This window comes from Allobosea sp. GW821-FHT12C12 (assembly GCF_058807355.1).
The window spans coordinates 84,526-103,507 of sequence record NZ_JBXAQP010000010.1 but is presented as its reverse complement, the minus strand read 5'-3'; the positions used below and the strand labels follow the sequence as shown (position 1 = coordinate 103,507).

Here is an 18,982-nt window from a genome sequence, read left to right as displayed (position 1 = left end):
GAACTCGAGCAGTTCCGCTGATCGTTGAATCGATTGTGATGTGACGAGCGCAGCTTCGGCTGATTCAACCTCCGTGTTGAAGGAGGTTGGCGATGGCGCGAGCTCTGAGTGACGATCTTCGTGTGCGTGTCGTGAAGGCTTCGTCGGACGGTTTCTCAGCCCGTCAGGCGGCTGGGCGGTTTGGCGTCGGGATTTCGACGGCGATCCGATGGATTTCGCGAGCCAGGACGGGAGAGTTGGCCGCGCGGGCACAAGGCAGGCGTCGCGGCTCGAGCCTTGATGCGCATGAGGCCTTCATCGTCGCTCTGATCGAGGAGCGTCGGGACATCACGCTGCACGAGATGTCGGCCCGGCTCCTGGCCGAACGCACCGTCTCCATCCGCCGCAGCGCGTTGAGCGCCTGGCTTCGCGGGCGGGGCTGGACGTTCAAAAAAAGTCCGCCCATGCATTGGAACAGGAGCGCCCCGACGTCCTGAAGCGGCGCCGGGATTGGTTCGAGGCTCAGCCCGAGCTCGATCCCCAGCGCCTCGTCTTCATCGACGAGACCGGCCTGTCCACCAAGATGGCCCGCCTGCGTGGCCGCGACCCGCGCGGCGAGCGCTGTCGGGCCGGCATTCCTCACGGACATTGGAAGACGACCACCTTCGCCGGAGCCCTGCGCCTCGGCGGCATGACGGCGCCCTTCGTCTACGACGGCGCCATGAACGGCGTCGTCTTCCTCCCCTATGTCGAGCAGGTTCTCGTTCCGACGCTGAAGCCCGGCGACATCGTCGTCATGGACAACCTGCCCGCCACAAGCCGGCCGGCGTCCGCGAGGCGATCGAACGCGCGGGCGCGACGCTGTCCTTCCTGCCGCCCTACAGCCCGGACATGAACCCGATCGAGAACGCCTTCGCCAAGCTGAAGGCCATCCTGCGAGCCAGAGCGGAGCGCTCCATCAGGGCCTTGTGGGACGCGGTCGGCGCTATCGTCGACCTCTTCTCGCCGACCGAATGCGCAAACTACTTCAAAGCCGCTGGATATGATCCGGATTAAACCGGAAACGCTCTAGCTCTTCAGCTCCACGGTACGCCGATGCCTTGTCGCCGACTCGTATGCGAAAGCGTAAGCAAGCAACTCGGGCTCGCTCCAAAGCTTTCCAACAAAAATCAGGCTAAAGGGGGCGCCGGAAGCATAATAGCCGGCCGGCACATTCACCCCTGGCAGTCCAGCGATGTTGATCTCGCCGACCGTAGTTTCTTGAATTGGGCGCTTACCCTTTAACGGTGGAAGTTCTTCACGCATCTGCGGAAACACCATCGCATCGAGATCGTTTTCATCCATAACAGAGTCAAATATATTGATATATTGTTCCTTCCGAGCAATAAAATCAGATAGATCCGGCGGCCGGGATGGATCTGAAAGTGCCGCATGGAATTGCGGTAAGCTTGGCATAAAGCTTAAAACGCCCTTCGGGCCAAATGGGTTTTCACTTTCTGTCGCCTTAGAAAACTCGGAGAAATCTGCGAAAACTTTGGGGCCTCCATGCCGTTGAAGGTAATTCTGCAGATCGTACGGCAGTGACTCGAACCCCGTGGCGTCGAAATTCTCGAGCGGTGGCGTTGGCCGTCTCAGATCAGCGAAGCCGGATCCTGCAAATGGATCTTCCACCAAGGTCGCACCGCAGGACTTGAGCTCCTCTTTCGCGCGCTCGTAAATGAGCAAAGTTTCTTCTGAAAGAGGTTGGTTCCGCCATCCGCTCCCGTAAAGACCTAGCTGCTTTCCATTAAGCGCTTCGTCCGACAACTTCGACGTGTAGCCACCCGGTGGCCGCTTTCCGACTGCAGCAAGAGTCTTAGGATCCTCGGAGCAGTAACCCGCTAACACATCCAAGCAAAGCGCTGCGTCGCGAACGTTTCGCGCGATCGGTCCTACGACGTCTCGATTCCCCGAAAGCGGCACGACCCCGGAATTTGGTACTAACCCGATCGTGGGCTTAATCCCGACAAGATCCTGAGCCGAAGCGGGATTCTGGATAGATCCCCCCGTTTCTTCTGCCAATCCCAGAACCACCATCCCCGAAGCTACCGCTGCAGCCGTACCTGCGCTGCTTCCGCCTGGCACACGGTCAGGAATGACCACATTAATTGTAGGACCAGCCCAGCTATCATTGGCGTGGCTGCCCGAATGGCTTAATACCGGCACATTGGTTTTGCCGAGAATGATCGCGCCCGCTCTGCGCAACCTTTCTACCACAGGGGCGTCAGCCGACGGTACGAGCGAAACCCCACCACGCGCTGCACAAAGCAGCTTCCACCCCGCTGTAGTCGGCAACCCTGCCATGTCCATCGGATCCTTAACCACGACCGGAACGCCCGCCAACGGCCCCAGGACCTCCCCTGCCCTCCGTCTCCGGTCCAAGTCTCGCGCGGACGCCAAGGCTTCGGGATTTGGCGTAATGATTGCATTGAACTCGGTATTGTGACGATCGATGAAATCAAGGCATCGCCGAACGAGATCCTCACAAGTAAATCGTCCATCCGCCATTCCATTATGGACGTCTTGGACCGTCAACTTTCCCAAAGGGATTCCGCGTGTTGGCGATGCTCTGTTGCCAATTGGCGCATCCATAGAACTAACTCCCTAGTTAGGCTCTTTAATGAATAACCGACAGTCGGTGCGCCGCTTTCGCGCGCCGCGTTACGCACAACGCCTACAATCGTAAACATTCAGCGCAGCAAAATTCGCCCGCCGAATCATTATAACTCGGCGAATATCTAGCTCGCGCCACCTGGGATTACCCACGCATCCACGGCGCGGCAGGAGATCTGAACGTTTTCTCCAGTTTCAAACGGCTTCAAACCTTCATTGAGTTGCGTTGCCAGCAAAACCTTTGCATCCGGCATCTCCACATGAAATCGCCACTGATCTCCCAGGTATATCGCGCTTGTGACTCGGCCCTCCACGGATGGGTGCGCGCTCCGACCATTTGCCTTAGCCAAGCTGAGCCTCTCGGGACGAACAACAACTCCACCGCAATGTTGCAATTTAAACCCAGCATCTCCGCCGATAAGTCGCACAGCCGTATCAGGATCGATCACGTTTGAAGCGCCCATGAATTCGGCCACGAACTTGCTAGCGGGCTTCTCGTAAACCTCCGTTGGAGTGCCAACTTGAGCGATGCTTCCTTTCTGCATAACAACCACCCGGTCAGACATCGTCAGGGCTTCTTGCTGATCATGCGTTACGGAAATAGTGGTAATACCAAGCTCCAGCTGTATTGCTCGGATTTCCCGCTGCATGTCTTCTCGAAGATTCTTGTCTAGAGCACCCAACGGCTCGTCAAGAAGAAGTACCGGCGGCTCGAACGAAAGTGCACGCGCGAGAGCAACACGTTGTTGTTGACCCCCGCTCAGTTCGTCTGGCTTACGATGCCCAAAGCCGCTAAGCTGGACAAGCTCAAGCATTTGGGAAACCCGACGCTTGATCTGTTCCTTGGTCCCATGCCTCATCTCGAGCGGGAAAGCGATATTTTTTTCGACTGTCAGATGCGGGAAGAGGGCATAGTGTTGAAAGACAACGCCAATGTTTCTTTCATAAGGAGGTACCTGGGTTAGATCCACTCCGTTGATACAAATCTTCCCGCTGTCCGGCCGCTGGAAGCCGGCAATTACGAGCAAAGTAGTGGACTTACCCGAACCGCTCGCGCCCAGCAGCGTGACAAACTCTCCCCGCCGCACTTCGAGAGACAAATTATTAATTGCCCGGACACTGCCGAAATTTCTTTCGACCTGGTGCAACTGCAGCATGACTTCATTCAAATTTCGGTTCACTGATGGACTCCAGACGTGGCTTTTCTGCGCTCCATACTGCGGCGTAGCAGCTCGGTCGTGATTACAATTAGACATGAGAAGCCGATCAAGATTGTCGACACAGCTGCCAACGTTGGATCTAGATCGAAGCGAATCCCATCCCACATTTTCTTCGGTACAGTTGTCGTCTCGGGTCCCGAAAGGAATATCGCGATCACGACTTCATCGAATGAAATGAGGAATGCAAAGAGCCCAGCGATAACAATCGCTGGTCGGACTATCGGCAACGTAACGCGCCAGAAAGTCACCAACGGTCCCGCGCCGAGGCTCATGGCCGCCTGCTCCAATCGTGGATCGAAGCGTTCGAGAGCAGCCGTGATCACGATCATACCGTAAGGAAAGCTAACGATAACGTGGCCTACGATTAGCGATGTGGTCGTGCCAGTCATACCGAGTTTCGAAAACAAGAAATATAGACCAACACTCGTGATGATTACGGGAACAATCAGCGGAGAAATTGCTAGGGCTTGAACCACGGCCCGGCCACGAAAATTGAACCTCGTCAACCCTATTGCGGCCGCGGTGGCTAACACGGTCGATATCACTGCCACTACCGCAGCAATTCGTATGCTATTTGCCGTTGCGGCGAGCCACTGTTGATCAGAAAACAGAGCCTGGTACCAGCGGAGAGAGAACTCCTTCGGTGGAAACTGCATCAGTGATGAGCGTCCGAACGAAACTGGCACAACGACGAGCAAGGGAGCCAGAAGGAATACGAATCCGAAACCAGCCACCAGCCGTGTGAACATTCCAATGCGAAGAGGTGCGGATTGCGTTTTCATTGAAAATTGGCGATCCTTCGGTTCGGCTGAGCAAGATAGTAGAAATAGAGGCCGATCAGTGTAACAACCAGGAGCAGAACCGCTAGAGCAGAACCAAAACCCCAGTTGGTAAGCTCGGTAAACTCGACATTTATTAGCATAGCGATTGTTATGTCCGATCGACCGCCAAGTAGCGCTGGCGTTACAAAGAAGCCCAGCCCCATTATGAACGTCAGCAGTCCGGCCGCCCTGAGCCCAGGCAATGTCAGAGGAAAAAAGATCCTCCAGAATACCTGCTTAGGCCTAGCCCCCAAACTGGACCCTGCAGCAATCAATCTAGGATCGATCGTCCTCATAACGCTGTCGATAATGAGTACTGCCGGCGGCAGAAGGTAATGGACCATACCGACTATAACGCCCGGTAAGTTGTAAACCATGGGGATCGGCGTTGGAATGATCTGAAGCCAGTCAACTAACGTTAAATTTATAAGTCCCTTGGTTTGCAAAATGATCATCCAAGCGTAACAACGAACGAGTATGTTTGTCCAAAATGGAAGCAAAATGATCGCAAGTGCAACCGATCGAGCGGTCGAATCCGCCTGCGAAATGAAATACGCAAGAGGGTAGCCCAACGCCAAGCTAGCAATCGTCGACAACGCTGCAATTTGAAAGCTGATTAGCAACACCTGAAAGTACTGTGGCACTATGAATATCTTCTCATAATGCCGCAGTGAAAATTCCGGATCGAAAACGCTCTGGGACAGAAGCAGTCCAATTGGAATCACAAAAACGAACGTCAGCAAAATGCACGCAGGGGCAAGCAAAACTAGGGGAACGGGGACTTTCGTTCTAGTCATTAAACTGCTCTGATCAGAACCTATGTATTAACGAAGCTTCCAGGTATTCCATCTTTCGATGGCACGCGCCTCATTCTCCGTCCACCAATTGTAATCGAGTGAGCGCATTTCGCCCTTCTGGAAATAATAGATCGGGAGTACTTCGAGTTCCTGCTGCGTTAGATATTGGAACGCTGCCGTGCTCGCTGGACCGATGCTGGCCACCTTTGCCAGCTCGGCCTGCCGCTTTGGATCCATCATCCAGTTAATCAGCTTCATCGCGCTTTCTTTACGCGGGGATCCCCTCGGAACTGCAAGGACATCTACAGTCATAAGACCCTGTTTCCAAACGATCTCCAGGGGAACTTTCTCCTCCTTCTGCGCCAAAACGATACGTGTATGCGAAATGAGCGACATCGCAAGCTCTTGTGAACTTAAGAGCATCGGAGGCTGGGGCCATTGCTTCCACCAGACATGAATGTCATTCTTTATTCGATCCAGGCTCTTGAACGCACGATCCATGTCAAGCGGATACAGATCCTTTGGCTCGACACCATCTGCGAGCAGAGCTACTTCAAGCGTGTAACGCGGCTGATCGACCATCCCGCGGCGGCCCGGGAAGTCCTTTACGTTCCAGAAATCAGCCCAGCCGGTTGGTGCTCGCTTCACCGCTTGCTTGTTGTACGCCAGAATAATTCCATAGGTTGAAACAGCAATTCCGCTTTTCTGAACCAATTCACCAGCAACTCCGGTATGTTTGATTACACTGTAATCAAGTGGTTCCCATAGATTCTGCCTCTCTCCTTGCGGAATCCAGTCTCCAAGAGCTTCCACGACGTCCCATTGGACGTTCTTACTGTCCACCATTGCCTTGATTTTTGCGAGCTGGAGATCTGCAACATCGATAACCTTAATTCCAGTTTCCTTCTCGAAACTATCGAAGAAAACTTGGCGTTGCGCCTTCTGTATACTTCCACCCCATCCGGCAAAAACCACCGAGTTATCGGCCGATTGAACAGTTTGGGTGCCGACCCCCAGTAGGGCTGCAGCCCAAACAGCCGTCTTCAAAACTTGTCGCCGATGCAGTGGCTTACGATACTTGCTATCGCGATTCATATTAATCCCCTTTCTTTTTTGAAGCGCAAGACACGTTCTTTGCTGATGTATGTATCAGTAGATGCGATAAATAGCCCTTTCGATCGCAAAGCGGGCTGCTTCCTCGCCGACCCCCAACTCCTCCATGCGGGGCCTCAAGATTGCCAAGGCATCTTCTGTTCCCGCCGCCAACCGCACCTTCTTGAATGTTTCTTCCGGGGCCGGGATCCCAATCGCCTCTGCTACTAGCGACAGGTAATGCTTTACTTCGATGGAGTACTCCGCCTCACGGGGGCAATGTTCACGGTAACAACCGTGGTAAGGGACAGCCAATGTATCAGCCCCAAGGCAAACCATCTCGTCGAACATTTTCCTCGAATGCTCGTCTGATACGGTAGTTTCATAGCGCCCCCTCGACATCCGGCAATGGTTGCCCTTCCCATCGGCAGCCGTTGCTTCGATAATCTCAAGGCCAGGAATTTGCCGGAGAATTTTATTCAGGCTGATGGCATCGCGCTGCCGACTCGGCTCATCATGATGCGCATGGACAACAACTTTGCGGGGGACCGTATTGATCATCAACGGCTTCAAGTCGTTGATGCGGTCGCCCAATTCCTCAACGAGGTTCTTATGACCGAATTGATGATGGGGGCGCTTATGCTTGCCTAGATGATTGTCGCAATCGGGGCACGTCGACACAGCATCTGCTGGTCGAGCTTGTCTGAAACTATTGAGTGTCAGACTAGTGACCTGGAGCTCCAAATCGTCGTCTGCGTTGGCGAAATGTGGCCCTCCGCAGCAGTGCTCAGGCCCACTAAGCGTAATGAATTCAACTTTCAGTGCCTTGAATACTTCTTGCGCCAAAAAGGCGATATGCGGCATAAGCAATGTGTTGCACGAGACGTGAAAAACGATTCCGCCCGGCTTTGTCGTTTTAGGTGGATAGATTTCATAGTTAAACCCCGGAGGCGAAAACAGCCTCGTCAGAGTGCGAATAGGTTCGTAGTGCGAAATGTAATTGACTGCACATTTCCCCATTGCGATTTCCTCTGAAATTTTTGATCGATGCTCTAGGGTCCGGCCGGGCGCCCACGTTAAGTTCTTATGTGGACAATCCCATCCCGCACCTCGGCGATGTACGTAGTCAATTTCGCAAGATTGCCGCGGGGATCTGCGCACCCGTGCACTTCGCGGCCTCCCCAGGCGAGGTCAAATATCCAGCCGTGGAGGGCGCATGCTATCCTTGCCTCGCAGACTTCGTGGGGTCTCATGCGGACCGCCTTATGTGGGCATTTGGCGCTAAAAACGCTTATATTCCCTGACGCATCCCGATAGACGAGAAAGCTGTCCTCCCCTTTGGATATGTAGGTTGCAGGCGCCTCGAACATCGTGACTGAACCTAACTCGATCCACTCACCCTTCACAGCTGGCCCCGCCTGATCCCATGCTTCGCCCCAATGCGATCCTGGGACTGGGCAACGTCGCCTCGGACCAGCCGAAGCTCCTCCAGGACCCGGCATTCCCCTATCACCGGCCAAGCGGAGAGGCTCTGGATTTTTGCTCCAGCCTGCGCAAGAGGCTGGTGATATGGTATACGAAATATCATCCGCGTTATCATTTCGATTTGCCGGAATTCTCTCGTTTGAGGGATTTCGCCGCGCGGCAAAGGTTTCTCTCACACAAAGTCCGCGCCGGCGTCCGCTCTTCGTTGAATTATTTCAAGGCAACATTGGTACCGCTGCTGCTCGTGTCAAACTTGCTCATATCGGCCATATTCTTGCCTAATCCAGCCGTCGGTGCTACTTTCTTGCCGTCGATCGGTTACCATGACTAGGATGGCAATCTCCCGTGACAGATCCAGCCCCGTCAGCAGCTGCCCCAGAACCGCGGCAGATTGGCTTTATTCTAGCGGCGGGCTATCCGCTCATATCGCTCGCGTCGGCGGTAGAGCCATTAAGGGCGGCTAATCAGCTGGCGGAGTGTGAGCTATATCGCTGCAGCTTTTTTTCCGTTAAGGGCGGCTTCGTGGCTTCCACCTCCGGCGGGGGCTTCGAAACCCGCCCTCTTGCAGAAGCAGGTAGGTGGCTTGACCTCGCTTTAGTTGTCATGGGAGGCAACCCGATGCTGTATAGCAATCCCGCTTTGGACCGCGGTTTAAGGGCACTACAAGCTGCGAGAGTACGCCTTGGGGGAATCTCCGGGGGGGCCGCCATATTGGCGAAGGCTGGTTTGATGGACGGTCGGCGCTTCACCGTCCATTGGGCTTACATCGACGCGTTGAGTGAGTTTCGGTCGGACTTACTGATCGAACGCGATCTCTATGTCATTGACCGTGATCGCTGCACCTGCGCGGGCGGCGTCTCCTCGCTAGATATGATGTGTACTCTGATGGCCGCCGATCACGGCTCGGCTTTCGCACATTCAGTAAGCGACTGGTTCATTCATCCCCGGCTCCGTACCGCTGACGAGCCACAAAGATCGCCAGCTTCCGAGCGGCATCATCTAAAGCATCCCATGCTGGCGGCAGCCGTTGACCTAATGTCAAGTCATCTCGCTGACCCCCTTTCGCCTGAACAGTTGGCCACGCTGTCTGGCGGCAGCGTGAGACAACTGCAGCGCCTGTTCCGCGCGCGTCTCGGAATGTCGACGATGGACTTTTACCGACGAATGCGTCTCGCTAAGGCGGATGAGCTTTTGCGGCAGAGCGCGCTTTCAGTCATCCAGATCGGTGTTTTGACGGGCTTTGTAGGCGCCGCGCATTTCTCTCGCTCCTTTACGGCAATGTTTGGAGTTAGCCCGCGGGAACGACGTCGGATGCAGAGCTAGCTGTCGTTTCCATGAAGGTTGTTCAGTCCTTGACAGGGGTTGATGTGGCCGATGCCGGCGTGAGGTCGGCTGAGGTTGCGGATGCGGCCGAAAAGATGGAGGCTTGGCTCAGATACTACAACCGCGCATCAGAACATCCATCTGGCTATGTGATTGAAGAGAAGAGGTTTTGCTGTGCGGGCGGCGATCCTGCGGGGTATTTTGGGTTCTGCCGCGCCCGTGTGGTGATGGATTGGGCGGCATCTGTGGCAAGAGCAGCGCGCGCGAAGACCCAGGGTCCGTCGGGCAGGGGGATGGATCGCTTCGATCTCGCCGGCTTCAGCTGCAAGCCTGAGCGTCCTGGTCGAGACCTTGAGGAGCTTGGCGGCGTCGGTGGGATTGAGCCAGGGCTCGACGCCATCGGCCGCGGGCTTGAACACAGGGATCCGGTAGATCGGGTTCGCGATGACCCGGTGGATGGACGCATAGTTCGGCCGGCGCCAGATCGTATCGCCGTTGCGCTGCTTCACGGGCAGGTCGAGATCATGTTCGTGCAGCCAGCACAGCGCCTGACGCGCGCTGCCGAGTTCCGCAGCGGAACGGCCGAGATCATCGTCGATCACCTCGACCTGCGACCATCCCAGCGCGGTCAGGCGGTCCCGCATGGCATTGCAGCGCGCTGCTCTCGCGATTGTGCAGCACCTGGTGGGCGGAGAACTGGCGCACATATAGGATCGCCTTGCGTTCCAGGTGATGAGGCCGGACCTTCTCAGAGATCATCGCCGGCCTCCTTTGTGGGAAGCGGAACGGCTGTGGCGGCGTGAGCGAGGATCAGCCGTGCCATCAACTCGGTCAGCGCCTAGCGTGCTCGCTCCGGCAGCTCCGGCCAGAGCGGCGCGCCGTCCGCCTTCGGCCTGACGCTGTCGAACAGATCCATCTGCTGACGCCCGCGCGGCCGCTTGTGCCTGCCGCTGTTCGCCGTCGTCGCTCGCATGGGCCTCTCCCCGAATCTGGTCGTGAGAGGATCGGAATGCCCCCGAAAGCGGGGCATTCGATGATGCCATGGACGTCTTCAGAGCCCCATCGAGCAGCGCCGACAGCTCCGCCAGCGCACCCAGGCTGACGAATGGGGCCGCCGTCAGCCGAAGATCGTCAGGACATGACGCACGCTCGAACATCCACGCCGAAACCTCGAGCCCGCGGTCCCCATGGTCGCCGGCCACCGCGCAGCGGAAATATATGCCGTCGCACTTCGCCACGGCGCCATGAACGCCGACCTCGCGGCCAAACCACGGATGGTACCGGTAGAGAACTTCTCGGAACTGGGTTCCGTGGGCGTTCTCAAGCCTCGTTGTATAACGAGGATCGGCCGCACGGGGCCATCGGCAACAAGCCTCCGATCCTGCTGCAAAATCCTGGCGGCATGCCCAGCTCACCGCCGTGATCGAAGGCCGGAAACTCTACCTTCCGGCGATCCAGCAAGTGGTCTCGGATCAGTGAGTGACGGACTCTACTCAAATCTGGAGGAGGATCAGGGTGTCAGGTCATTGGCGATCACGTCCTCGGCCTCACTCCAGAGAAGTCGATTCAGGCTCGCCTAAGTCTGGACATCAAACACGTGCGAGCCGCGTCTCGCTTCATGCGTGTTACGCGCGGACGCTTCCTCCTCCGTGGCCACCGCTCCGAGGCGCAAAAGCTCGATGAATCCGCTGCTTCTTCAATAGAGTACATAGCTGAAGCACGAAAACTCAGAATGCCGGCCGAACAGGTGCTGTGCGTACCAGAGGGGCATTACCACGATATCCCAACCTTTCAAGGAACCGACTGAGAATACCACGATATTCTTTCAAAATTGTTCAAGATCGTTGCGTATATAAATCGATCTGAGGCGGAAAACAGAAACGATGAAAAACAATTCATAACGTATGTTTTAGTTCAATGCAGCCATCGACTACTCTCATTTCGGCGATCTCACATCAGCCGAGCGGCAGAGTTTCTCCGAGGCTCGAAATGCATCGGCTTTGGCGGCCACATGAGTGATGCTGACAGAGACATATTCTCCAGTGCAGATCATGGGATCGCCGCCAGGCTGCGCGCGCGGGTGTTCGACTATGCGAGGATGGAGGTCGTGAACAACGGCAAGCCGATTACGCAGGCGATCAACGACGTCTCACGCGCTGCCAACCATCTCGACACCTATGCGGGCGCTCCCTACGAGATCAAGGGCGAGACCTTTGATCTTCCCGATGCCCTCGTGTTGACGCATCGCGAGCCTGTCGGCGTGGTCGCCCAGATCATTCCGTGGAATGTGGCGATGAGCGCGTTCACGATGAAGATTGGGCCGGCGCTTGCCTCCGGCTGCACCATCGTCATGAAGCCCCCCGAGGTGGTGGTCTGCCTTGCGGTCATGGAATTTGTGCGGGATATCGCCGACCTGCCGCCGCCGGGCGTGCTCAATGTCGTGACTGGATACGGCCAAGCCTTGGGCGAGCCGATCCTGACCGATCCGCGTGTCCGCAAGGTCGCCTTCACCGGCTCGCGGGCGACGGCCTGGAAGATCATCGAGATGGCCGGGCAGAGCATCATTCCTCAAACCGTGGAGCTCGGGGGCAAATCCGCGCATATCATCTGCGAGGATGCGGACCTGGAAAGGCCACATCGGCTGACCGCAAACACCTACAACAAGGGCGAGATGTGCATCGCCGGCTCGCGGCTCTTCGTTCACAAGAAGATCTACGACGACTTCATGGAGCTCTTCCTGGCCAAGCTCGCCGCAGTACCCCAGGGCGTTCCGCTCGACCCGCGCATCGTCATGGGACCTCAGGCGTCGAAGGTGCAGGTCGACAAGATCCTCTCCTATCTGGAGCTCGGCAGAAGGAAGGCGCCACTTCCTGGCCGGTGGGCAGCGAGCCCACATCCCCGGCCTGGAAAACGGGCTCTTCATCCAGCCGACGCTCCTCGGCAATGTCAGGAACGAGATGCGGGTGATGCAGGAGGAGATCTTCGGGCCGGTGACCGGCGTGCTCCAATGGGACGACGAGGACGAGATGATCCGCCAGGCCAACGACACGAGCTTCGGCCTCGCCGGCGGCCTATGGACGCGCGATCTCGACCGGGCGCACAAACTGTCGCGCCGCCTGGAAACGGGCATGATCTGGATCAACCGTTATCTCAACCTCAAGCCCAACCAGTGGATGGGCGGCGTCAAGGCCAGCGGCTACGGCCGGGAATCCGTCCGCGCCACGATCGAGCACTACACCTTCATGAAGAGCCTCGTCATCAACCTGGACTGAATTTCGCCAATCCTCCCCAAGACATGCAAATAGACGGGTGCTCTGGCATGAGCCCTTTGACCTGCTGCCGGTTTCGTGGAGACTGAATTGGGGGGTTCATGAAACCAGAGGCGTCTCTCCGAGCAAGGTCCGCGTGGCCGCCTCTACATCGCTATGTCGCATTAACCCCTCGCCGACGAGGAAGCTCGTGATGCCCTGCTCGACCAGAAGCCGACAGTCATCCCGCGTGAAAATTCCACTTTCCGCAATTACGTGGCGATCAGTCGGCACGAGTGGCGCGAGACGCTGGGTTACACTTAGCGACTGCTCGAACGTGTTGAGATTGCGATTGTTGATGCCGATTAGCCGTGAACGAAGATGCAGTGCGCTTTCGAGTTCGAAATCGTCATGCACCTCCAAGATTACATCCATCCCGTGCTGAAATGCCGTCGCCTCGAGCTCAGCTGCGAGTTGGTCAGATACTGCTGCCATGATGATCAGAATTACGTCGGCGGACCAGGAGCGCCCCTCAAGAATCTGATAGGGATCAATCAGGAAATCTTTCTGGATGACTGGAAGCTTGCATGCCGCCCTGGCAGCGATGAGATGCTCTGGCGCACATGAAACGACGCTTTGTCGCTCAATACCGATAGGCAGGCAGCACCGCCGCGCTCATACGCCATCGCAAGCTGGGTCGGCTCGAAATCCTCCCGGATGATACCGCGGGAGGGGCTCGCGCGTTTGATTTCAGCGATGAGGCCAATGCGACCTTCGCGAGATCGTGCGAGAAGCGCGGCCTCGAAGCCACGAGACGGCGCGGAATTGGCCGCTTCAGCGACAAGTACGGCTTCAGGCGTGCGAGCCGCCGCTACGTCCTCCCGCTTATAGGCTGTAATTCGCTTGAGTATGTCGGACATCGTGATCCCCGTCAGTCCGAGTTTGGCTGAGGCCTCGCCGGTAGGCACTCGGATTTCGTCGGTCGTGCAATGCGGCAACGACGGCGGAGGCTACTCCGCGAGGGTTTGGATACCGAAGCGGCGCATGCCGAAGCTGGAACTTTCTCGCCGCAGATGGCCCTTCACCGCAAGAACGCTTACCACTCATGTTAAACGTTTCGCAAACTTGCGTCTGACGCCGTTTTTCCGTCATTTGCGCCGACCGCCGGAACATAATCTGTCGTTAATGATCACATTTCCTCGACCTCTTGCTACCCAAGATCCGAGCCCGCCATCGGGCCGACGCCGTGCCGATCGCCACCGACCGCCTGCCGCCGGGCGGCAAGAGCAGAAGAGGCTAAATCGTCATCCGGTGCGAGACAGTCTTCACATGCGTGTAGTGGTCGAGGCCTTCGGCGCCGCCCTCGCGGCCATAGCCGCTGTCCTTGACGCCGCCGAAGGGCACTTCCGCTACCGAGGCTTCCAGCGTGTTGATCGAGACGTTTCCGGCCTCGATGCCCTCCGCCATCATGTCGGCGCGGGCGGCGGAATGAGTGAAGCCGTAGGCCGCGAGGCCGAAGGGCAGGGAATTCGCCTTCTCGATGGCTTCCTCGACCGAACGGACCGGGTTGATGATCGCCATCGGGCCGAAGGGCTCCTCGCGCAAGGCGCGAGCATCGTCGGGCAGCTCCGTCAGCACGGTCGGCGGGAAGAAATAGCCGCGATTGCCGATGCGCTCGCCGCCGGTGAGGACGCGCCCGCCGCGGGCGCGGGCATCGGCCGTCAGCGCCTCCAGCGCCTCGATGCGGCGATGATTGGCGACCGGACCCATCTGCGTCGCCGCATCGAGCCCGTTACCGACGATTGTGCTGCGGGCCTTCTCGACGAAGCTTCGGCTGAAGCGCTCGAAGACCGCCTCCTGCACGAAGAAGCGCGTCGGCGAGGTGCAGACCTGGCCGGCATTGCGGATCTTGCGCGTGGCGGAGAGATGCCCGGCGGCGACGGGATCGACATCGTCGCAGACGATGACCGGGGCATGGCCGCCGAGCTCCATCAACACCGGCGTCATGTGCCGGGCGGCGAGCTCCGAGAGGTGCTTGCCGACGGCGGTCGAGCCGGTGAAGGCAACGAGCCGGATCTGGGCCTGCGGAATGAGATAGCCCGAGATCTTGGCCGGCACGCCGAAGACGAGGTTGAAGACGCCGGGCGGCAGGCCGGCATCATGCAAGGCGCGGGCGATATGGAGCGCGCCGGCCGGCGTCTCCTCGGCGGCCTTGATGATTATCGAGCAGCCGGCGGCGAGCGCGCCCGCGATCTTGCGCGAGGGCTGGCTCATCGGGAAGTTCCAGGGCGAGAAAGCCGCGACCGTGCCGACCGGTTGCCGCAGCACGACATAGCGGATGCCGGGCTCGCTCGGCACGACGCGGCCATAGGTCCGCTGGCCCTCGGCCGCGTCCCATTCGAAAAACTCGCAGCCGCGGACCACTTCGCGGCAGGCTTGGCTGAAAGGCTTGCCGTGTTCGAGGGTGATCGCATGGGCGATCTCCTCGGTGCGTGCGCGCATCAGCGCAGTGGCCTTGAGCATGATCTCTGCTCGCTCGCGCGGCGAGGTCTGGCTCCAGATCCTGAAGCCCTCGGCCGCGGCGGCAAGCGCATCGTCGAGATCGGCCTTGGAGGCGACCGGCACGGCACCGAGCACGTTCTCATCGGCCGGGTTGAGGACCGGGAGCTCTTCAGCGGTCTTCCGCCAGGCGCCGCCGATATAGAGCTTGAGATCGGGATAGGTCGTCATGCAGGCCTCAGCTGGCGGTGCGTTCAGCGTCACGATCCGGTGGGGACCGCCATTCTGGCAAGGACGATAGGGCGCGGCTCATTGCGCGATCCAGTCGGATAAATCAGATAAATTCAGATGAAGTGATTATGAATTCCGGAGCGGCTCGCCACTGGCGTCATTCTCGGGCGAAGCGCCGCTTCGACCCGAGAATCTCGTGACGAGAAGACGCTGGTTTCCGAGATGCTCGGGTCAAGCCCGAGCATGATGCGGCAGGGGGTCAGCGCAGCAGCGGGCAGATGCGGTTCTCGATCAGCCGGACGAGGCCGAGCGCCGTCATCTCCGAGGATTTCGGATTGGAGGCCAGCGGACGGTTCTCGATCGCGAGGTCGAGCTTGCCGAAATCACCGCGGATGCTGAGCTGGTGGCCGTTGCCGCCTGCGCTTGGGTCCGCCACGAGCTCGACGCGGGTACGGTCGAGCCCGAAGCCGGCGAGCGCCATGATGACCGCAACATTGGCGTTCTGGGGGAAGCGCGAGGCGGCTTCGCGTGCCGTACCGGCGAAAAAGGTGGCCGGCTGCGTCATCCCGTCGAGCGCAACGAGGCTTTCGGCCGCGGTGCCGCGCCAGGCCTGGGGCGGCTTGACGATGCGATGGACGACCTCGTCCAGCGGCAGGAGCGCGGCGGCGGCGAAGCCGTCGATGCCGGCGAGCGCCCCGGGCGGGATCAGCAACTGGCTGCCGGTCGTCTATGCGGCGGCGAGCAGGCGATCGAGCAGACCTGTGTTGCAGAAGGCGCTGGTCGAGGCGACGGCGAAGGCAGGGGCGTGCGTCAGCGCCGCCTCGCCCCAGATGGCGACCGATTCGCGTCCGGCGGCTTCCACCACCAGATACGGACGGGCCCCACCCTTTGGGGCCCGCCCGCCCTTCGCGCGCGTCTCGGTGTCCTTGCACGATCGAGATCGAGGCCGGCGAGGTCCTGCGGGTCGGTGACGAGGCGGGCGCCTCCGGGGATGTCCGCCGTCTTCGCCGCGTCGCGGACACCGATGGCGACGATCGCGATGTCGGAGGGGCCGGCCAGCAAGGTGGCGATGCGCCGGTTGATCGCGCCCCAACCGATCTGGGCGAGGCGCAGCGGTTTGCGGGCACGGTGGGTCATGGCGCGGCCGTCGCGAGCGCGGAATGAATCAATGCACGCTCATGGCTTCCTCAAGCCACCAGGAACTCTTGCCGACAATCTTGGCGTCGACGACGAGCGGCCTCTCCAGCCCCTTCGAGACCAGGGCCTTTACGGCTTCCAGATCCGCCTTGCTACGGACCGTGACACCGTCTGCACCATAGCCGCGAGCGATCGACGCGATATCGCTGTCGGGGAATGTCACGGTTTCGACGGCATGGCCATGGGGTGCGAAATGATAGACCTCCGCGCCATAGGCATGGTCGTTATAGACGACGATCAGCATGCCGAGCTTGAGCCTCACCGCTGTCTCGAGCTCCGAGATGCCCATGAAGAAACCTCCGTCTCCGCAAGCCGCGACGGGGAAGCGGCCGGGCTGGGCTAAGGCGGCGCCGATCGCGGTCGCAAGCCCCAGCCCGACGCATTGGAACGCTTGGGTGAACGAGAAGGCGTTCTCGTCGGGCACCTTCAAATACATGCTGGGATACCCGAGGAAGTTCCCAGAATCGACGGAGACGACCCGTTCCCTCGGAATGATGTCGTCGAGCGCGATGGATAGGGTTCGGGGGTCGATCTCGCTTTGCGTGCTCTCGTCGCGATAGTCGACATCACGCCACAGGACCCTCTCCGAGATTCGCTTTGCGAGATCGGGCGAGCGATAGCCGGCAGTCTTATAATTGCTACCTCTGAGCATGTCGCTGGCGGCGCGCGCCGTCACCGCGACGTCGCCCACGATGCCGAGTTCGACGGGCCTGTTCTTGGCCAGCTCGCGCGCTTCGAGATCGACCTGGACCAGCCTCACGCCATCCCCGAGGATGTGACCGTGGCGGGTCGTCCATTTATTGAGCGTCGTCCCCCAACCAACCACCACGTCGGCGTTCCGGATCAGTTCGACTGTTAGCGGCGACGAGAAGCCGCCAGAAACACCGATCGACCAAGGGGTCCCCTCGAAAAGCCCCTTGGCGACCGCGCCTTCTGCGAGAAGCGCGCCGACATCCTCCGCCAATTGCTTGAGCGCCTCGCGGGCTGCCGCTCCGCGCGCGCCGCGGCCGGCGATGAACACGGGCCGACGCGCCGCCTTCAGGATGTCGATGAGCGCGAGCGTGCTTTCCGGCGCGGCTCCGGGCTTCGGAAGGGCCGGAAGAGGCTTCACGAGATGGAGGCGCCCCGCCGGGCAAGGCTCTTCCTGCACGTCCAGCGGCAGATTGAAGAGCACCGTCCGCCGGTCCCTCTGCGCGACCGAAAACGCCTTCTGAAGATCGGACAGTGCCGTCGCGCCCGAGCGCGCCCGCAGCGAAACCGCGCCGACGGATTCGGCGAGGCTGTCCTGGTCGATGAAGAAATTCGAGGCGGGATCGAGAACCTCCCCGCTGAGGACGAGAAGCGGCGTCCGACTCTTCGCCGCTTCGGCGATGCCGGTGATGGCGTTGGTCAGGCCGCAACCCTGATGCACCGACAGAACCCCGACCTCCCCGCTCATCCTGGCGTAGGAATCGGCCATGGTCGCGGCGCCGCCTTCATGCCGGGCAGCGACGAATTCCGCCCCGCCGCTCACCAGTCCGTTGGTGACGTGAAAATTGCCGCTGCCCACCACACCGAAAACCCGGCTTACGCCAAGCCGCGTAAGCGCGATACCGATACCTTCGCCGATCTTCACTTCACATCCCCTCCGCTGTGCCGGTCCCTGCGCTTGCCGTTCCTCGGCCGGTCCGACGGCCATATGACCGCTTTCCCCGCCTGGGTTGGGCTAGCCCAAAAAGACACGCGCGAGATCCGGGCCGCATCGCGGCGACCCACCGTCTCGATGAGGCGATTATAGGCAAATGCCGAGAATATGAAAATTCATATTTCGGCTATTAATTCAGACGGGCGCCCTATGAATTGTGGGCTCTGGCCTCTTGGCCGGATCGTCACGGAAAGAAGGAGGGCAGCGAGATGCCAAGCATCGCATTGATCGTCCGCATCTCTAAATTCATAATGAAACATGAATTGTCATATATAGCGATTTGCGCTGTGATGCTGATCGATCTCAACATCCATGACGGGAAGCCGTATGACACCTGAGAAAATCCTCTACCAAGCCAGGGTGACTGCTTTCGGCGGGCGCGAGGGCCGGGTCGAAAGCGAAGACGGCAATCTGCGGATGCCGCTGCACGTCCCGCCGGGGCTCGGCGGCCCGGGCGGTGCTGGCAGCAATCCGGAACAACTCTTCGCAGCCGGTTACTCAGCCTGTTTCCTCGGGGCGGTGAAGCTCGTGGCACGTACCCGCAAGATCTCGCTGTCCGACGAGACGACCGTTTCCGCACTCGTCGGAATCGGGCCGGTGGCCGTGGGCTATGCGCTGGCCGTCGAATTGATCGTCACGCTGCCGGGCATCGAACGGTCACTCGCCGAAGAGATCGTGGCCGGTGCCCATGAACGCTGTCCCTATTCGAACGCCACGCGGGGAAATGTCGACGTCATACTTACCATTGCCTGAG

General features: G+C 59.0%; 17 protein-coding genes and 3 pseudogenes. 6 read left to right on the top strand and 14 right to left on the bottom strand.

Annotated features, from left to right (window positions below; all coding sequences use genetic code 11):
• Window positions 1-92: 92 nt before the first annotated feature.
• Window positions 93-1,035 (top strand): annotated as a pseudogene (locus tag AC1RRW_RS15570) (IS630 family transposase).
• Between the two features lie 12 nt (window positions 1,036-1,047).
• Here AC1RRW_RS15570 and AC1RRW_RS15565 read toward each other — a convergent pair.
• From AC1RRW_RS15565 to AC1RRW_RS15535, 7 genes are all read right to left on the bottom strand, one after another.
• On the bottom strand, window positions 1,048-2,610 hold the full coding sequence (locus AC1RRW_RS15565; RefSeq protein WP_492901666.1) for an amidase: 1,563 nt from the start codon (window positions 2,608-2,610) through the stop codon (window positions 1,048-1,050).
• Window positions 2,611-2,756: 146 nt separating this feature from the next.
• Window positions 2,757-3,788, bottom strand: coding sequence for an ABC transporter ATP-binding protein (locus tag AC1RRW_RS15560; protein ID WP_492901665.1), 1,032 nt, complete (start codon window positions 3,786-3,788; stop codon window positions 2,757-2,759).
• A gap of 20 nt (window positions 3,789-3,808) precedes the next feature.
• Complete coding sequence (locus AC1RRW_RS15555; RefSeq protein ID WP_492901664.1) at window positions 3,809-4,633, bottom strand: ABC transporter permease; 825 nt, start codon at window positions 4,631-4,633, stop codon at window positions 3,809-3,811.
• The gene (locus AC1RRW_RS15550) at window positions 4,630-5,415 is read right to left on the bottom strand and encodes an ABC transporter permease (protein ID WP_492901663.1); all 786 of its coding nucleotides are present in this window, start codon (window positions 5,413-5,415) and stop codon (window positions 4,630-4,632) included. Before AC1RRW_RS15550 ends, AC1RRW_RS15555 begins: the two co-directional genes overlap by 4 nt.
• 81 nt (window positions 5,416-5,496) lie before the next feature.
• Window positions 5,497-6,564 carry an ABC transporter substrate-binding protein gene (locus AC1RRW_RS15545; protein ID WP_492901662.1) on the bottom strand — a complete coding sequence of 356 codons (1,068 nt, stop codon included), beginning with the start codon at window positions 6,562-6,564 and terminating at the stop codon, window positions 5,497-5,499.
• Between the two features lie 54 nt (window positions 6,565-6,618).
• The gene (locus AC1RRW_RS15540) at window positions 6,619-7,581 is read right to left on the bottom strand and encodes a heterodisulfide reductase-related iron-sulfur binding cluster (RefSeq protein WP_492901661.1); all 963 of its coding nucleotides are present in this window, start codon (window positions 7,579-7,581) and stop codon (window positions 6,619-6,621) included.
• 56 nt (window positions 7,582-7,637) lie between these two features.
• On the bottom strand, window positions 7,638-7,931 hold the full coding sequence (locus AC1RRW_RS15535; protein ID WP_492901660.1) for a Rieske 2Fe-2S domain-containing protein: 294 nt from the start codon (window positions 7,929-7,931) through the stop codon (window positions 7,638-7,640).
• 56 nt (window positions 7,932-7,987) lie between these two features.
• Here AC1RRW_RS15535 and AC1RRW_RS15530 point away from each other — a divergent pair, with 56 nt between their 5' ends.
• Both AC1RRW_RS15530 and AC1RRW_RS15525 read left to right on the top strand, forming a co-directional pair.
• The gene (locus AC1RRW_RS15530; RefSeq protein WP_492901659.1) at window positions 7,988-8,377 is read left to right on the top strand and encodes a hypothetical protein; all 390 of its coding nucleotides are present in this window, start codon (window positions 7,988-7,990) and stop codon (window positions 8,375-8,377) included.
• A gap of 272 nt (window positions 8,378-8,649) precedes the next feature.
• Window positions 8,650-9,369 (top strand): GlxA family transcriptional regulator, encoded by a 720-nt coding sequence (locus AC1RRW_RS15525; protein WP_492901767.1) that lies wholly within the window; start codon window positions 8,650-8,652, stop codon window positions 9,367-9,369.
• 128 nt (window positions 9,370-9,497) lie between these two features.
• Here the strand turns inward: AC1RRW_RS15525 and AC1RRW_RS15520 are convergent, their stop codons facing one another.
• Both AC1RRW_RS15520 and AC1RRW_RS15515 read right to left on the bottom strand, forming a co-directional pair.
• Complete coding sequence (locus tag AC1RRW_RS15520) at window positions 9,498-10,013, bottom strand: MerR family transcriptional regulator (protein WP_492901658.1); 516 nt, start codon at window positions 10,011-10,013, stop codon at window positions 9,498-9,500.
• Window positions 10,014-10,207: 194 nt separating this feature from the next.
• Window positions 10,208-10,342 carry a hypothetical protein gene (locus AC1RRW_RS15515; protein WP_492901657.1) on the bottom strand — a complete coding sequence of 45 codons (135 nt, stop codon included), beginning with the start codon at window positions 10,340-10,342 and terminating at the stop codon, window positions 10,208-10,210.
• A gap of 1,038 nt (window positions 10,343-11,380) precedes the next feature.
• On the opposite strand from AC1RRW_RS15515, the pseudogene AC1RRW_RS15510 reads away from it, so the two are divergent.
• Both AC1RRW_RS15510 and AC1RRW_RS15505 read left to right on the top strand, forming a co-directional pair.
• A pseudogene (locus tag AC1RRW_RS15510) lies at window positions 11,381-12,214 on the top strand (aldehyde dehydrogenase family protein); the annotation flags it as partial.
• The gene (locus AC1RRW_RS15505; RefSeq protein ID WP_492901766.1) at window positions 12,207-12,641 is read left to right on the top strand and encodes an aldehyde dehydrogenase family protein; all 435 of its coding nucleotides are present in this window, start codon (window positions 12,207-12,209) and stop codon (window positions 12,639-12,641) included. The pseudogene AC1RRW_RS15510 and the gene AC1RRW_RS15505, both read left to right, overlap by 8 nt.
• 96 nt (window positions 12,642-12,737) lie before the next feature.
• On the opposite strand, the pseudogene trpC reads toward AC1RRW_RS15505, so the two are convergent.
• The 5 genes and pseudogenes from trpC to AC1RRW_RS15480 all read right to left on the bottom strand — a co-directional run bounded on the left by trpC (window position 12,738) and on the right by AC1RRW_RS15480 (window position 18,159).
• Window positions 12,738-13,537 (bottom strand): annotated as a pseudogene (gene trpC, locus AC1RRW_RS15500) (indole-3-glycerol phosphate synthase TrpC).
• Window positions 13,538-13,913: 376 nt separating this feature from the next.
• Window positions 13,914-15,347 carry an NAD-dependent succinate-semialdehyde dehydrogenase gene (locus tag AC1RRW_RS15495; protein WP_492901656.1) on the bottom strand — a complete coding sequence of 478 codons (1,434 nt, stop codon included), beginning with the start codon at window positions 15,345-15,347 and terminating at the stop codon, window positions 13,914-13,916.
• Window positions 15,348-15,606: 259 nt separating this feature from the next.
• Window positions 15,607-16,059: an aspartate dehydrogenase gene (locus tag AC1RRW_RS15490; RefSeq protein ID WP_492901655.1), complete on the bottom strand. Its 453-nt coding sequence runs from the start codon at window positions 16,057-16,059 to the stop codon at window positions 15,607-15,609.
• 15 nt (window positions 16,060-16,074) lie between these two features.
• The gene (locus AC1RRW_RS15485) at window positions 16,075-16,209 is read right to left on the bottom strand and encodes a hypothetical protein (protein ID WP_492901654.1); all 135 of its coding nucleotides are present in this window, start codon (window positions 16,207-16,209) and stop codon (window positions 16,075-16,077) included.
• Window positions 16,210-16,512: 303 nt separating this feature from the next.
• The gene (locus AC1RRW_RS15480) at window positions 16,513-18,159 is read right to left on the bottom strand and encodes a thiamine pyrophosphate-binding protein (protein ID WP_492901653.1); all 1,647 of its coding nucleotides are present in this window, start codon (window positions 18,157-18,159) and stop codon (window positions 16,513-16,515) included.
• 396 nt (window positions 18,160-18,555) lie between these two features.
• On the opposite strand from AC1RRW_RS15480, the gene AC1RRW_RS15475 reads away from it, so the two are divergent.
• Window positions 18,556-18,981 (top strand): organic hydroperoxide resistance protein, encoded by a 426-nt coding sequence (locus AC1RRW_RS15475; RefSeq protein WP_492901652.1) that lies wholly within the window; start codon window positions 18,556-18,558, stop codon window positions 18,979-18,981.
• The last annotated feature ends 1 nt before the right edge of the window (window position 18,982 follow it).